The sequence below is a fragment of the Dorea acetigenes genome (assembly GCF_025567385.1).
GTDB classification, from domain to species: Bacteria; Bacillota; Clostridia; order Lachnospirales; family Lachnospiraceae; genus Claveliimonas; species Claveliimonas acetigenes.
In genome coordinates this window covers 170,048-184,616 of record NZ_JAOQJU010000003.1, presented here as the reverse complement: position 1 = coordinate 184,616, position 14,569 = coordinate 170,048, and the positions used below count along the sequence as shown (strand labels likewise).

At 44.1% G+C, this 14,569-nt stretch carries 15 protein-coding genes; 11 read left to right on the top strand and 4 right to left on the bottom strand.

The window, feature by feature from the left end:
- Positions 1–163 precede the first annotated feature (163 nt).
- Complete coding sequence (locus OCV99_RS05255; protein WP_158368915.1) at positions 164–703, top strand: prolyl-tRNA synthetase associated domain-containing protein; 540 nt, start codon at positions 164–166, stop codon at positions 701–703.
- 48 nt (positions 704–751) lie between these two features.
- Here the strand turns inward: OCV99_RS05255 and nagB are convergent, their stop codons facing one another.
- A complete protein-coding gene (gene nagB, locus OCV99_RS05250) occupies positions 752–1,483 on the bottom strand; it encodes a glucosamine-6-phosphate deaminase (protein WP_158368900.1) in 732 nt (243 codons plus the stop codon).
- Positions 1,484–1,799: 316 nt separating this feature from the next.
- On the opposite strand from nagB, the gene OCV99_RS05245 reads away from it, so the two are divergent.
- From OCV99_RS05245 to nagA, 7 genes are all read left to right on the top strand, one after another.
- On the top strand, positions 1,800–2,486 hold the full coding sequence (locus OCV99_RS05245) for an N-acetylmannosamine-6-phosphate 2-epimerase (RefSeq protein ID WP_158369000.1): 687 nt from the start codon (positions 1,800–1,802) through the stop codon (positions 2,484–2,486).
- Between the two features lie 66 nt (positions 2,487–2,552).
- Positions 2,553–3,473 (top strand): dihydrodipicolinate synthase family protein, encoded by a 921-nt coding sequence (locus OCV99_RS05240; RefSeq protein WP_158368898.1) that lies wholly within the window; start codon positions 2,553–2,555, stop codon positions 3,471–3,473.
- Positions 3,474–3,484: 11 nt separating this feature from the next.
- Entirely contained in the window at positions 3,485–4,990 is a 1,506-nt protein-coding gene (locus OCV99_RS05235; protein WP_158368896.1) for a sodium:solute symporter family protein, read from the top strand.
- A gap of 29 nt (positions 4,991–5,019) precedes the next feature.
- A complete protein-coding gene (locus tag OCV99_RS05230; protein ID WP_158368894.1) occupies positions 5,020–5,469 on the top strand; it encodes a NanQ anomerase/TabA/YiaL family protein in 450 nt (149 codons plus the stop codon).
- Between the two features lie 104 nt (positions 5,470–5,573).
- On the top strand, positions 5,574–6,464 hold the full coding sequence (locus tag OCV99_RS05225) for an ROK family protein (protein ID WP_158368892.1): 891 nt from the start codon (positions 5,574–5,576) through the stop codon (positions 6,462–6,464).
- 14 nt (positions 6,465–6,478) lie between these two features.
- Positions 6,479–7,321, top strand: coding sequence for a MurR/RpiR family transcriptional regulator (locus tag OCV99_RS05220; protein WP_158368890.1), 843 nt, complete (start codon positions 6,479–6,481; stop codon positions 7,319–7,321).
- 31 nt (positions 7,322–7,352) lie between these two features.
- Entirely contained in the window at positions 7,353–8,492 is a 1,140-nt protein-coding gene (nagA, locus tag OCV99_RS05215; RefSeq protein WP_158368888.1) for an N-acetylglucosamine-6-phosphate deacetylase, read from the top strand.
- Between the two features lie 146 nt (positions 8,493–8,638).
- Here the strand turns inward: nagA and OCV99_RS05210 are convergent, their stop codons facing one another.
- Positions 8,639–9,418, bottom strand: coding sequence for a GTP pyrophosphokinase (locus OCV99_RS05210; protein WP_158368886.1), 780 nt, complete (start codon positions 9,416–9,418; stop codon positions 8,639–8,641).
- 145 nt (positions 9,419–9,563) lie between these two features.
- On the opposite strand from OCV99_RS05210, the gene OCV99_RS05205 reads away from it, so the two are divergent.
- Positions 9,564–10,718: an FKBP-type peptidyl-prolyl cis-trans isomerase gene (locus OCV99_RS05205; protein WP_262574947.1), complete on the top strand. Its 1,155-nt coding sequence runs from the start codon at positions 9,564–9,566 to the stop codon at positions 10,716–10,718.
- Here the strand turns inward: OCV99_RS05205 and OCV99_RS05200 are convergent.
- Positions 10,709–11,425: a LytR/AlgR family response regulator transcription factor gene (locus OCV99_RS05200; protein ID WP_158368882.1), complete on the bottom strand. Its 717-nt coding sequence runs from the start codon at positions 11,423–11,425 to the stop codon at positions 10,709–10,711. The two genes, OCV99_RS05205 and OCV99_RS05200, sit on opposite strands and share 10 nt — an antisense overlap.
- Before the next feature lie 199 nt (positions 11,426–11,624).
- On the opposite strand from OCV99_RS05200, the gene OCV99_RS05195 reads away from it, so the two are divergent.
- Both OCV99_RS05195 and OCV99_RS05190 read left to right on the top strand, forming a co-directional pair.
- Positions 11,625–12,152, top strand: a complete 528-nt coding sequence (locus OCV99_RS05195) for a hypothetical protein (protein ID WP_158368880.1) — start codon at positions 11,625–11,627, stop codon at positions 12,150–12,152.
- A complete protein-coding gene (locus OCV99_RS05190) occupies positions 12,046–13,539 on the top strand; it encodes a sensor histidine kinase (protein ID WP_158368878.1) in 1,494 nt (497 codons plus the stop codon). Before OCV99_RS05195 ends, OCV99_RS05190 begins: the two co-directional genes overlap by 107 nt.
- 25 nt (positions 13,540–13,564) lie before the next feature.
- Here the strand turns inward: OCV99_RS05190 and OCV99_RS05185 are convergent, their stop codons facing one another.
- Positions 13,565–14,281 carry a LytR/AlgR family response regulator transcription factor gene (locus OCV99_RS05185; RefSeq protein WP_158368876.1) on the bottom strand — a complete coding sequence of 239 codons (717 nt, stop codon included), beginning with the start codon at positions 14,279–14,281 and terminating at the stop codon, positions 13,565–13,567.
- Between the last annotated feature and the right edge of the window lie 288 nt (positions 14,282–14,569).

The window sequence follows — 14,569 nt, the reverse complement described above, 5'->3', positions numbered from 1 at the left end:
ACTCATAATCTAAGAAAGTCGAAGGTGTAGAAAATGAAATTACTGGAATTTGACGAATAGCTCGTTCGAGAAGAAAAAGAATCGAACGAGCTAAAATTTTGTTTACAAGAGGAAAAGAAATTGTTAAAATACTATCAAAATAGAAAGAGGAGTTGAGTGGGCTATGGTTTATATTAGTGAGAAAAGCAATACGGCACCGGAGAATCTGGAGAATCCGACGGCAAAAAGCGTTTATGGGCTGTTGGATAAGCTTAAAATCCCTTATGAGTGTGTGACGAATGATGTAGTTGAGACGATGGAAGAATGCATTGAGGTAGATAAAGCGCTGGGGACAGAGATCCGGAAGAGCATTTTTTTATGTAATAAGAAGAAAACAAGCTTTTTCCTGGTGGTAATGCCTGCGGGGAAATCTTTAAATACAACAGAACTGGGGAATAAAATAGGTGTGTCTCATCTTTCTTTTGCCCCTGCGGAATATATGGAGAAATATTTAAAGGCTCTTCCTGGTTCGGCGTCCGTGATGGGGCTGATAAATGACGAAGATGATTATGTGCAGTTGATTATGGATAAAGAAGTGGCAGATGAAGAGTGGTTTGGATGCAATCCGGGAATTAATACGTCTCATTTAAAAATGAAGACGGCGGATTTGCTGAATAAGTTCTTGCCTAAAATCAGGCATAAAGCGAAGATTGTTGCATTTTAGTGTGAAAAACAGGGGCATCGCCCCTGTTTTTTTACCAGGAAATATTTATTATTCGGGCAATTTGCTGAGAGCTGCTTCGTCGGCGACAATCGTTACGTCGTTGTGAAGCTGAAGAATCGAAGCCGGAATTGCCGGAGTGATTGGTCCGTAGAGGATTTCTTTTAAAATATCTGCTTTGCTCTCCCCGCTGATAATTACCAGGATTTTTCTTGCCTGCATGATACTTTTGATACCCATGGTGTAAGCCTGCTTTGGAACGTCCTCTTCGGAAGCGAAGAAGCGTTTGTTTGCTTCAATGGTGCTTTCTGTCAGGTCGATGCAGTGCGTTTCTTTTTCAAATGCGGCGCCCGGTTCGTTGAAGCCGATGTGGCCGTTGTGTCCAAGTCCCAGAAGCTGCAGGTCGATGCCGCCTTCTCTTGCAATGATTTGATTGTAATCGCTGCAGGCTTTCTCAGAATCCATTTCCAGCCCATTCGGCACAAAGGTCCGGTTTTTATCAATATTTACGTGATCGAACAGATTCGTATTCATAAAATAACGATAGCTCTGGCAGTTATCAGGTCCTAATCCTTTATATTCATCCAGATTGATACTTGTAACATGAGAGAAATCCAGATCTCCTTTTTTATACCATTCAATCAACTGCTGGTAGGTTCCCACCGGAGAGGAACCGGTTGCCAGACCGAGTACACAATCCGGTTTCATGATAATTTGTGCGGAAATAATATTTGCTGCTTTGCGGCTCATGTCTTGATAATTCTTTGCTCTGTAGATAATCATAATGTATGTTTCCTTTCTAAATTGAAAATAAATAGTAATAGTAGTGCTTCTGTTGTTTTTAAAATATACCATAATCCTATTTGTTTCAATAGAGTTTATATCGATGGAATCTACTTTCATACTTAGAAAGTAACGACATGGAGTTGTGCAAAACAACCAAAAAAGAATAAAAAAACTGTAAAAAACGCGTAAAAATTTTGAAAAGGTTGAAAGAATTTTCAGGATGAAGATATGGTATTGAAATTAAATTCACCAATGGCTATACTGGGTTCAGAATTAAGGAGCGAAAAGCAAAGGAGGTCAGAATATGACGAAGATGAATGAGAGAGTAGAGCAATTGAAAGGAAAGTTGATTGTATCTTGTCAGGCATTGCCACATGAACCGCTGCATTCCTCTTTTATTATGGGAAGGATGGCGCTGGCGGCAAAGATGGGTGGCGCATACGGAATACGTGCGAATACAAAGGAAGATATTCAGGAAATCCAATCCCAAGTGGATCTCCCGATTATTGGAATTGTAAAAAGAGATTATGACGACAGCTGCATTTATATTACTCCGACTATGAAGGAAATTGAGGAGTTAATGGAGGTAAAACCGGAAATTATTGCTATGGATGCAACCATTTCCAAAAGACCTGGCGGGAAAAGCCTGGATGAATTCTTCCGGGAAGTGAAGGAGCGGTACCCGGAACAGCTTTTTATGGCGGACTGTTCTACGGTGGAAGAAGCGCTGCATGCAGATGAGCTGGGATTTGATTTTATCGGAACTACAATGGTTGGATATACCGAACAGAGCAAAGGCGACAGGATTGAAGAGAATGATTTTGAAATCCTGCGCAAGATTGTTGCGCAAGTAAAGAACCGGGTGATTGCAGAGGGAAATATCAATACACCGGAGAAGGCAAAGCGTGTGATTGAACTGGGAGCATTCAGTGTGGTGGTTGGCTCCATTATTACAAGACCACAGTTGATTACGAAAGCATTTGCCGAGGCATTGGACTAAATATTTTAACATAAGTAACTGTAAATCAATCAAAGGATTCATGAAAGGGAAAAGGAGAAAGAGAACATGAGAAATTTAGACAAGTACAAAGGAGTCATTCCTGCGTTTTATGCTTGTTATGACGCAGAGGGAAATATCAGTCCAGAAGGCGTACAGGCTTTGACAAGATATTTTGTGGACAAAGGTGTGAAGGGCGTATATGTCAATGGCTCTTCAGGAGAATGCATTTACCAGAGTGTAGAGGATAGAAAGGTAGTGCTGGAAAATGTAATGAAGGCGGCTGAAGGAAAGCTTACGGTGATCGCTCACGTTGCATGTAACAATACAAAAGACAGTGTGGAGCTTGCAAGGCATGCAGAAAGTCTGGGTGTTGATGCGATTGCAGCAATCCCTCCGATTTATTTCCGGCTTCCGGAGTATGCGATTGCTCAGTATTGGAATGATATCAGTGCCGCGGCGCCGAATACAGACTTTGTAATCTATAATATCCCACAGCTTGCAGGTGTGGCGCTGACAATGGGATTATTTGAAGAAATGCGGAAGAATCCAAGGGTTATCGGAGTTAAGAATTCATCGATGCCGGTGCAGGATATTCAGATGTTCAAACAGGCTGCGGGAGAGGATTATATCATTTTCAACGGACCGGATGAACAGTTTATGAGCGGTCGTGTCATTGGCGCAGAAGGGGGAATCGGCGGAACGTATGGAGTTATGCCGGAATTATTCCTGAAACTGGATGCGTATGTAAAAGCAGGCGATATGGATGCGGCAAGGAATCTTCAGTATGCTATAGATGAGATTATTTACAAAATGTGTTCTGCGCATGGCAATATGTATGCAGTGATTAAGGCAATTCTTAAGATAAATGAAGGGCTGGATCTTGGCGGAGTAAGAAAGCCGCTGCCATCTCTGACAGAGAGTGATATGGCAATCGTAGAAGAAGCTGCCCGGATGATTCGTGATGCAAAAGCAAAAGAAGGCTTTTAGAGGGAGGAAACATGCAGGGGTTTACGATTATTGATTTGATTATTTTGATTGTTTATTTGGCGGCAGTGCTTTTTGCAGGACTTCATTTCGCTAAAAAAGAGATGAAAGGAAAAGAATATTTTAAAGGTGATGGAACGATTCCGTGGTGGGTGACCTCTGTGTCTATTTTTGCTACGCTGCTGAGTCCCATTTCCTTCCTGTCATTGGCAGGGAACTCCTATGCGGGGACATGGATTATGTGGTTTGCACAGCTTGGAATGCTGCTTGCGATTCCTCTTACCATTCGTTTCTTCCTGCCGATTTATAGTAAGCTGGATATTGATACTGCATATCATTATCTGGAGCTGCGGTTCGGAAGTAAGGGACTTCGTGTCCTTGGGGCGGTTATGTTCATTATTTACCAGATTGGGCGTATGTCCATCATCATGTATCTGCCTTGTATGGTTTTGGGAAGCCTGACAGGAATCAGCGTTAATTTGCTGATTATTATCATGGGTGTGATTGCGATTATTTATTCTTATACAGGCGGATTAAAGTCCGTGCTTTGGACCGATTTTATTCAGGGTTCTGTTTTACTGATTGGTGTTACCTTTGCTTTGTTTTTCTTGCTGGCGCATCTGGATGGCGGAATTGGGGCAATCTTCCATGCATTTACGGCAGAGCACAAGTTCCTTGCAGCAGATCAGCCGATTTTTAATCCGAATATCCTGAAAGACAGTGTATTTATTATGATTGTTGGCGCAGGCTTCAATACGATGGGATCTTATGTGTCAAGCCAAGATATTGTACAGCGTTTTACAACTACTACAGATACGAAAAAACTGAATAAAATGATGTTGACAAATGGTGCATTATCCATTTTCATTGCAACTGTTTTCTATTTAATCGGTACAGGATTATACGTGTTCTATCAGCAGAATGCGCTTCCGCCGGCAGCAGCGCAGGATCAGATTTTTGCTTCCTATATTGCATTTGAACTTCCGGTTGGTATAACAGGGCTTCTTCTGGCGGCTATTTATGCAGCGGCGCAGTCTACGCTTTCCACCGGTCTTAATTCTGTGGCTTCCAGCTGGACGCTGGATATCCAGGAGCGTCTTTCTAAGAAAGAATTAAGCTTTGAGAAACAGACGAAGATCGGACAGTATGTATCTCTGATTGTCGGTATCTTTGCAATTATCGTGGCAATGGTGCTGGCGAATGGAGGCGTGAAATCTGCGTATGAGTGGTTTAACGGATTTATGGGACTGGTGCTGGGTATTCTGATTGGTTCCTTTATTCTGGGAGCATTTACGAAGGTTGCCAATACATTTGGTACAACCCTTGCATTTATCGCAGCATCAGCAGTGATGGTATATATCAAATACTTTGTGCCTGCTGAGGATGTCTCAATTTGGTCTTACTCCATTATCTCTATTGTGGTATCTCTGGTAGTAGGAGTACCAGCAAGCTATATCTGGAGAAAGGTAAAGGGAGATACTTCTGTGCCTGCAGAATATACGACGATCTATAAAAATTAAGCAGCCTGTCAAAAAAGGAGATAGAAGAGATGATATTTGGAAATATCAATAATCTGGAAGAATTCCCGTTCCTGGAGGAACAGGTGAAAGAATGTTTTGAATATGCAAAAGAGCATAATCTGGCTTCCTTTGAAAAAGGGAGTCACGAGATTGATGGAGAAAGGCTCTTTGTAAATATTGTAGAATATACGACTACAGCGGCGAAAGAGCGGTTCTGGGAGGCGCACAGGAAGTATCTGGATGTCCATGTAATGCTTCACGGGACGGAACAGATTGACCTGAATTTTATACAGAATATGGACGTAAAAGAATTTGTGGAGAAGGATGATTTCCTGCCTATGGATGGAGAGAAGAATAGTTCAGTGGTTTTGCGGGACGGGGATTTCCTGATCTGTTATCCGAGCGACGGGCATCGTACTGCGGTAGCCGTGGAGGAACCGGAGAAAATTAAAAAGGCGATTTTTAAAGTACGTATTTGAGCGTATGCAAGGAGGCAGCCCGGAGTTCCGGATTGCCTTTTTGTTGCCCAGAGAGCCTTGTGCGCTGCAGCATTTTTGAATATAATAATTAAAGAGGTACGGTTATGAAAGAATATATCAGTATAGACATTGGGGGAACAGCAATCAAATACGGCGTTGTCAGAGAGGATGGAACAATTCTGTGCCGCAGCGAGATGGCAACGGAGGCATACAAGGGCGGTCCGGCAATTCTTGAGAAGGCATTGGGGATTGTGGAAAAGCTGGCGGGGACATATCGGATCGGCGGAATCTGTATTTCTACAGCCGGGATGGTAGATACCCGAAAGGGAGAAATCTTTTATTCGTCGCCGCTAATCCCTCATTATGCAGGGACGAAGTTCAAGGAGACGATGGAAGAGCGTTTTGGCCTTCCCTGCGAGGTGGAAAATGATGTGAACTGCGCGGGGCTTGCAGAGTATATGTCGGGAGCTTCTAAAGGGAGCTGTGCTGCAGTGATGCTGACTGTCGGTACGGGAATCGGCGGATGTATTGTAATAGACGGTAAGGTGTTCCATGGATACAGCGGCAGCGCCTGTGAGGTGGGCTATATGAAAATGGGGGACAGTGATTTCCAGACTCTGGGAGCGGCAAGCACCCTGACGAAAAAGGTGGCCCTGCGGAAGGAAGAGCCTGAAGAAGATTGGAATGGATTCCGGATATTTGAGGAGGCAAAAAAAGGAGACAGCGTGTGCTGTCAGGCAATTGACGAGATGACGGAGGTTCTTGGCAGAGGGATTGCGAATATTTGTTATGTGATTAATCCGGAAGTGGTTGTGCTGGGCGGCGGAATTATGGCGCAGGAAGAATTTTTGAGGGAGCGGATTACCCGGGCAGTGGGAAAATATCTGGTATCCGGCATTGCTGAGAAGACCCGGATCGCATTTGCAAAACATAAAAATGATGCGGGGATGCTGGGAGCGTTTTACCATTTTAAAGAACTCCATCCGGAATCGTAAGGAAAGAGGTAATTATGGAATATTATGTAAAATCTGTAGTGCCGATGATAGAATCTAATTATGATAAATTCACAACGGTAGAGAAAAATATCGCGGATTTCTTTATCCATAACCGAAAAAAAGTTGATTTTTCGGCAAAGGCGGTGGCAGAACGTCTGTATGTGTCAGAAGCGTCCCTTTCTCGCTTTGCAAAGAAATGCGGCTATCGTGGCTACCGGGAATTTGTATATCAATATGAAGAAACTTTCGTGGAAAAACAAGAATCCATTACAGGAAATACCAGAATGGTTCTGAATGCTTATCAGGAACTTCTGAATAAGACTTACAGTCTGGTGGATGAAGCTCAGATTGCCAGAATATGTCGGTTTCTCAGCCAGAGCGAACGGGTATTTGTGTGTGGAAAGGGAAGCTCCGGATTTGCGGCGAGTGAGATGGAGCTTCGGTTTATGCGCGTTGGTGTGGACATTGATTCTATCGTTGATTCGGATCTGATGCGTATGCAGGCGGTATTTCAGGATAAAAGGAGTCTGGTATTCGGCATTAGCATCAGCGGAGAGACAGAGGGCGTGCTTTTTCTTCTGAAGGAAGCATTTCACAGAGGGGCGAGAACAATCCTGCTTACTGCCAGTAACCGGGATGAATTTGCCAGATATTGTACGGAAGTTATTTTGCTGCCGTCGCTTCAGCATCTGAATCATGGAAATGTAATTTCACCACAATTTCCGGTTTTGGTGATGCTGGACATTATTTATTCTTATTATGTGGAGCAGGACAAGTACGAGAAAGAGACGCTGCATGACAGCACCCTCCGGGCGCTGGAAGAAGGCAGGAAGACGCACCGCAGCATGATAGAATAGCGGAGGCTCATAAATAGTGGGAGGAAACAGGATGATTATTAAGAATGTAAAAGTATATACAGAGGATAAGCGGTTTGAAGATGGAGAAATCTATATCCGGGACGGTATATTTACCAGTGCGCCGGAAGGAATGGAAGCGGAGGAAATGATAGACGGAGAAGGATGCTATGCTATTCCGGGATTGATTGATCTTCATTTCCACGGATGCAAGGGGGACGATTTCTGCGATGGTACGAAGGAGGCAATTGCCAGGATCGCTGAATACGAGGCGTCTGTCGGTGTTACGGCGATTGCTCCGGCGACCATGACGCTTCCGGTGGATGAATTGGAAGCGATTCTGAAAACTGCGGCAGAATATAAGAAAGAGCAAGTGTCGGAAAGGGCCGATCTGATTGGTATTAATATGGAAGGACCCTTTATCAGTTCCGAGAAGAAAGGAGCGCAGGACGCCAGAAATATTATTTCCTGTGATCAGGAAATCGCAGAGCGTTTCCTGGAGGCATCGGAGGGGCTGGTGAAGTTTATTGGAATTGCGCCGGAGCAAAATGACGGATTCCGGGAATTTATAGAAGCGATGAAGGGAAAGGTTCAGATCTCTCTTGCACATACCAATGCAGATTATGATACGGCGAAGGCGGCGTTTGATGCCGGCGCCTGCCATGCGGTGCATCTGTACAATGCCATGCCGGCATTTACCCACAGAGAACCGGGGGTAGTGGGCGCTGTGTCAGATAGCGGACATGTAATGGCAGAGATGATCTGTGATGGCGTGCACATCCATCCGGCAGTAGTAAGAGCCACCTTTAAGATGCTGGGAGAAGACCGGATGATTTTAATCAGCGACAGTATGCGCGCAACAGGAATGCCGGATGGGCAGTATACTCTGGGGGGTCTTGCGGTAAATGTTGTAGGGAACCGGGCGACGCTGGTGTCTGACGGGGCGCTAGCCGGCTCTGCCACAAACCTGACAGACTGCATGAGGACGGTGGTAAAAGAAATGGGGATTCCGCTGGAGACGGCAGTTGCCTGTGCTACGATGAATCCGGCCAGGAGCCTGGGAGTGTATGACCGCTATGGTTCTATCACGGAAGGGAAGCATGCCAATGTTGTGCTGCTTGATAAGGAGCTGGAGCTGAAGCTGGTGATAAAAGATGGGAAACGGATCGTGTAAACGATAGAAATTATCTATAGTGTTGCCTGAAATGCCCTCAGTCTGCAAAGACGCTTGCTTTTGAAAACTGAGGGCATTGGCTATGGTTTATTATAACATTCTTCCGGAGATTAATATAATTGATAATTCCGATATAAATACATGGTTTATTTAGAATTCCTATCGTTCAGATCCTGCTTCATTCTACGGAAATAAGAGCTCATCTCGTCTGCCATACCGGAGAGCCGGTTCAGCAATTTAGAGAAATCTTTCAACATTTCATCATCTTTATAATAAGGATAGACAATGTCGTGGTCAATCTCGCTCCATCCCTCTTCAAAGAGGGTTCTGCCCTGAATTTCCACATAGTATCCTTTATACTTTATAATATAATGAAGAGAACGGTAGATGCCTCCGGCAATGATATCGATTTCTTTTTCATCATAGATGCGGCTGTCACCGGAGCGCTTGTATACTTTCGGCCGTTCGGCAATATAGTAGTGAGCGGTATCGTTGTCAAAATCTGCCAGCCTGTCTTCTACATAGATGTCAGGATTGTTTTCAAATGTCCGTGTAATGTAGCGATGAAAGTGAATCCAGTCCTCCCGGTACAGAAAGAATACACGGATACCGATTAAATCTGTGATATATTTATAATAATTTGTATGATCCAGACCGGCGAACCTGTCTGGGTTTTCCGTACGTTTGCGGATAATTTTCTCCAGTAAATGACCGGGTTCTTTGGTACGGTAGCGGTAGGAATGAATCCCGGCTTTGTCAATATCGTATAGATAATCGTTGATGAAATCCTTTCCGATTCCCCGCAGGAGTTCTTCGGTTTTTTGATATTCTTTTAAAATGGCATCCAGTTCGTCCCATGTAATCCCGGCTGCCATCAGGTCGTTGTCTGTCAGGTTGTATGCTGATAAAAAATCAAATTTTTCCATTCTATCACCTCCGGTTTCAGTATAACAGTTAATTGGAGATTTGGATACCAATTGACGAAAAGGTCACAGAATAATCACATTTTATCGACGGAAAAAACACAAATTTTCATTATGATGTTTAAAAATGGAAATTTGGAGGATGCCGATGAAGAAGAATAAGGAAAAACAGGAGTTAGAGATTACCGTTGAGAATTTTATGCAGGATCTGAAACATTATAGGCGGGATAATGTACGTGCGATGCTGAACGGCGGTATTTTACAGCAAATTGAGGAAAAAGATAAAATGGATGTTTACAGAAGCATCCTGGCTTTGTGCGACAGGCGGATTGCAGAACAGCTTTTTAAGATAACAGGGAAGTTTACAGTGGGAATGCTGGAGCTTGACCTGGAGAACCGGAATCAGAGAGTTTTTGTATCCTTCCTGATGACAAAGTATCTGAAGAGAATTGATTGCAAAGAGGAAGCTGATTGCGAGCGTTTGTTTGAGATTGCCTGTACAGTGGAAAATAGAAACATGCTCCAGTATCTGATTCAGCAGGGGAAAGCGGTAAGCAAATATCCTAAGCTGGTAACCTGTTCCCTGGAGCTGTTTTCTTTGATTGATAAAATCCCGGATAAATATTTGCATGAGGATTGCAAGGTGGCGTTTTGGGTGGAAGCGGCGCTGTCGGATCGAAGTATAGAGGCTATGGACGCCCTTGCGGCAAAGGGGTTTGATCCCGGGGTGAAGGGAAGTGATGGAAAGTCGGCGGTCGACGCGCTGGAAAAGCGTATCGGCAGCATTCGCTATACCAATAACCGGACGGGTGAGTTAAAGCGTAAGAAGGATCGGGAAGCGGTTCGGTATCTGAGTCGGCTGGCATCGGGAAAGGGAAGGAAAGAGAAGAAACCTTCGCTGAAGAAATGGATTATTTCCGGGGCGGCAGTCCTTGTTGTTGCGTGTATTGCAGGGGGTGTTATATTCCAGAGTACAAAATCGGATGATGCTGCCGGGGATAGTGCATCTGCTAGCTACAATACAGATACAAGCCTTACGGTTGCCGATGGAGATACGGTAAATATTGATTATACGGGTTACGTGGATGACGTGGCATTTGACGGCGGAAGCACCGATGGGAATGGGGCGGATCTGACGATTGGCTCGGGAACCTATATTGATGATTTTGAAGAGCAGCTTGTTGGCCATAATGTGGGAGAGAATGTGCAGGTTACCGTTACGTTTCCGGAGGATTATGGCGTAGAAGAATTGAATGGAAAAGAAGCGGTATTCGACGTGACAATTAATGGCATCTATGAGTAAAATTTCAATTGAAAGTTTATAAAACTGTTTCTTACGGATTGAAAACGTCTTCGGCTGATTGGAACAAATGCGCCATTTGTCATCAGAAAACAATCTTGGGTAATTTTTACGACATGCGACATGTTTACAACAATTCCCCGGCTGCAGGTAATAAAACGGGAATCCGTAAGAAGCGGCGCAACTATATCGGAAAAGCTTTTCCTGGCAGTGGACAGATAGACATTATCCTTTAAATGGATTTCTGTTTTAACAGATGACTTTATATAGTAGATTTTTGAAAAAGAGATTTCGTAATCTTTTCGGTAAATTTGAACGGTTAAACGCCTTGTCTTTTGAGTGAAGTCTTCGATATATTCCGGCAGAAAATCATTGAGCTGAACCATAGATATAGGCTTCAGCAGATATCGCAGAGCCCTTACGCAGTAGCCGTCGGCCATATATTGATTCGTACAGGTCAGAAAAATAATTTTTAAGTTGCTGTCCTTTTTATAAATCTGCCGGGCAGCGTCCATGCCGTTCATCCCCGGCAGATGAATATCCATAAAGCACAGATCATATTTTCCCGGCTCAAACGCAGTAAGGAAGTTTTCGGCATCCCCGTAAGTATCTATTCCGGGTGTGAAATCATATTTTGCAAAGAATTGATCCAAAAGTGCAAGAAGAACAGCGCTATCGGCTTTAGAATCTTCAATAATAGCAATATTCATAAAAGATCACCTCGTTATCTATCATATCTCTTTCCCACTATTTTGTTGCAGTATAACAAAATTTTTTCTCTTTTTCAGCACTTCTGCAAAGCTGGGCAAAAAAGCGACAAAACTGGGCAATCCGAATTTCCGCGTATCCATTGACATCCGGCAAATCTGCTTGTTACACTAGAAACAGATGAACGAATGGGGGATTATTATGAAACAATTACCGAAATTGATTGCTGCAGTATTTCTCGCTGTCCTGCTTTGTATCCCCGCCACTTTTGCGGTCTTTTACTACACACAGCCGATGGCAGATGTGTCCTACGAACTGTTCCGGTTTGCTGATGATGGTGAAGAATACTGGAATGGCGGAGACGGATGGGTTGTTTATACCGAAGAAGCGGGCAAGAAGACGGAGCTGGTTTCAGATGGTACCGGAGGATATTCCGGACTTTCTTATTCCGGGCAGACTTTTTATTATTCAAAAGAACTAACAGAAGAATCCGACAGCCCTATGTTGAAAATAGGCGTCGTCAACCGGACGATCAGCGTTTTTCTTGACGGGGAAATGATCTACACTGACTGCCCTGAACTGGATAACCGGATCGGATACCTTACACTTCCCATGTTGGAGTATGACCGGGCGGAACCCGTTACTGTCTCCCTGCCTCCGGATTATCGGGGGGGGAAAAACACTGACCATCGCACAATCCACAGCCGCTTCAGAAAAGCAGGTAGATGATGGAACAGTTTACCCCTGTGAAGTAACCCTGTACTGTGGATACGCTTATGAAAGTGGTCTGATCGCATCAAGTGCCCGTACCATGATTCCTGCTGTGCTGCTGTTTTCTCTGCTCCTTTTCCTGCTTGCAGTGTTTATCTGGAATGCTTCACAGGGGATCTTTCTGCCAAAGCCTCTTATATTTGCCCTTGCTGTCCTGTTCCGGATGTGCATCGTTTTATCAAAAGCGGATTTCTTTTACCAGTATTTTGGTATGCTCCCCATTGATCCGACAGATATGTTCTTCCATTTTTCTGTCGGGGCATTCCTGCTGTTCCTTACTCTGTATGCCTCCCGGCTGCGCCTGCTGTTTGCTGGAATTACCCTCCTTGAGTGGATCAGCGTGCTGCTGTCCTTTTCTATACAGACAGGAAAGTTTCTGGAATATGGAGATTTATATGTGTTTTTTATGAATCTCCCACAGATTACAGGATTTCTTGCACTGGTGGCTGCGCTTACCGGAACATTTATCCTCTGGAAACTGAGAATGCCTTTTTTCCGGCATATGGCTCAAACTGCCCTGTTTCTCATAATTGGTTATCTGCTGTTTCTTGCTGTCAGCATCCCCATTTTGCCGGACTATGCCGCCAGTGTGTTTACACGTCTGGGACAGGAAGTGATTATGCTCCTTCCTAAATTTGCTTTAACCCTGCTGTGGAACCTGTGCCTGCTTTCCGGTCTTGCCGCAGTGCTTTTTGATTTTATCGAGCAATTATCCAGACGGCGCACCGAACTTGAAGTGCTGTCCTCTAAGAACCGTCTCGCACTGGAAAGCTATGAGAACCTGCGCCTGCAATCGGAAGAAGTCAGGATGCTGCGCCATGATACGGTGAAACACTATACGCTGCTGCGTTCCATGATAAAAGATAATCCCGAACAGGTTCCCGGTTATCTGGAGGAACTGATCGGGCAGGCAGAACAGATACGTCCTGTTATATCCTGTCGGAACCAGACGCTGAATATCCTGCTGAACGGGAAACTGGGCATGGCAAAGGCAAAAGGGATTGAAACAGAAATTGAACGCTGCGATGCACCGAAAAAGCTGCCGCTTTCTGATCCGGAACTCTGCTCCCTAATTCTGAATATTCTGGACAATGCTATAAACGCCGCTTCGATTTCCCGGAAACCATTGATCCGGCTGGATTTCCATTGTAAAGCACAACACTTTGTCTTTTCCTGTGAAAATTCTGTGCCGGATAAAACTTCTGATCATAAAAAAACACTTACACCGGAACATGGGTATGGGCTGAAAATCATCCGCCAGATTATGAAGCGTTTCGGAAATAATATGCTCTCCATGGAACAGACCGGAAGTCTCTACCGGATTACGGTAGTGATTCCTTTCTGATCCGTTTTAACCTTTGGATATGATTTTAGTTTTTCATATAATCAAAAAAAGCTTGCCGCACTTCTTTGACACGGTGCTTGCTGACCGGAACGCTCCGGCCATCCGTAAGTTCCATCGAAGAAGTGTGGAAACTTTTTACATGGCTGAAATTTACGAGGAAACTCTGATGGCACCGGATAAACCCCTGCCCCCAAAGTATTTCCTCCAGTTCCTTCATGGATAGACTGGTATCCCATTCCTGTGTTTCCTGCATGATTCTGCTTTTTCTTCCGATGATTTCAATATAATAAATATCTTTCGGCGCAATTTTTCGTATGTGTCCATCCGTCGGAAGAAGAATCTCTTTCCTGTTTCGCAGTTTCCCATAACAGAAACGTACTGCCTCTGTAAGTTTTTTCATTTCCAACGGTTTTGCCAGATACCTTGCGGCGGCCACTTCATATCCCTGCAGAGCCATCTCCCGGTTGCAGGAAATAAACACGATCTCTGTCTCAACCTTTTTGTCCCTCAGCACTCTTGCCAGTTCCATTCCATCCTGTGCCGGCATCAGCACATCTAACAGAAGCATAGCATACTCTTTCCCGTTCTGTATCTCTTCCAGAAGGTCTTTTGCCGTCCCATAGCAGACGATTTCCGCCCGGATTTTTTCTGCCCGGCACACTTCTTCTGTCATTTTCCTGATCTGCTCTCTGTCTGTCGCTTCGTCATCACAGACAGCTATATAAAACGGATACTTCATCATTCGTACTACCTCAAATTTATTTCTTATTTTATGATATTTCCGTTTTTCATTGTACCAAGTCGCTGGCGTGACGGCTAGTCCTAAGTACGTAAATTTACCGTTTGAGTATAATATTTACCGTTCGGGAGCAACAGCTTTTTTTCTAAAATTTGGTGTGCTATCATATTTTTGATAGCACACTTCTGCGTATATAACGGAAATGTACTATCAAAAAGAAGCTGAGCTGCTATTCCGATGGTAGCCGGATGGCGGCTGAGATTTTTGCTAAAATTTAATAAGGAGGTAATG

Coding starts and splice junctions, on each gene's coding strand:
- OCV99_RS05255 (WP_158368915.1), top strand. CDS start 164: ATGGTTTATATTAGTGAGAAAAGCAATACGGCACCGGAGAATCTGGAG.
- nagB (WP_158368900.1), bottom strand. CDS start 1,483: ATGATTATCTACAGAGCAAAGAATTATCAAGACATGAGCCGCAAAGCA.
- OCV99_RS05245 (WP_158369000.1), top strand. CDS start 1,800: ATGAATGAGAGAGTAGAGCAATTGAAAGGAAAGTTGATTGTATCTTGT.
- OCV99_RS05240 (WP_158368898.1), top strand. CDS start 2,553: ATGAGAAATTTAGACAAGTACAAAGGAGTCATTCCTGCGTTTTATGCT.
- OCV99_RS05235 (WP_158368896.1), top strand. CDS start 3,485: ATGCAGGGGTTTACGATTATTGATTTGATTATTTTGATTGTTTATTTG.
- OCV99_RS05230 (WP_158368894.1), top strand. CDS start 5,020: ATGATATTTGGAAATATCAATAATCTGGAAGAATTCCCGTTCCTGGAG.
- OCV99_RS05225 (WP_158368892.1), top strand. CDS start 5,574: ATGAAAGAATATATCAGTATAGACATTGGGGGAACAGCAATCAAATAC.
- OCV99_RS05220 (WP_158368890.1), top strand. CDS start 6,479: ATGGAATATTATGTAAAATCTGTAGTGCCGATGATAGAATCTAATTAT.
- nagA (WP_158368888.1), top strand. CDS start 7,353: ATGATTATTAAGAATGTAAAAGTATATACAGAGGATAAGCGGTTTGAA.
- OCV99_RS05210 (WP_158368886.1), bottom strand. CDS start 9,418: ATGGAAAAATTTGATTTTTTATCAGCATACAACCTGACAGACAACGAC.
- OCV99_RS05205 (WP_262574947.1), top strand. CDS start 9,564: ATGAAGAAGAATAAGGAAAAACAGGAGTTAGAGATTACCGTTGAGAAT.
- OCV99_RS05200 (WP_158368882.1), bottom strand. CDS start 11,425: ATGAATATTGCTATTATTGAAGATTCTAAAGCCGATAGCGCTGTTCTT.
- OCV99_RS05195 (WP_158368880.1), top strand. CDS start 11,625: ATGAAACAATTACCGAAATTGATTGCTGCAGTATTTCTCGCTGTCCTG.
- OCV99_RS05190 (WP_158368878.1), top strand. CDS start 12,046: ATGACCGGGCGGAACCCGTTACTGTCTCCCTGCCTCCGGATTATCGGG.
- OCV99_RS05185 (WP_158368876.1), bottom strand. CDS start 14,281: ATGATGAAGTATCCGTTTTATATAGCTGTCTGTGATGACGAAGCGACA.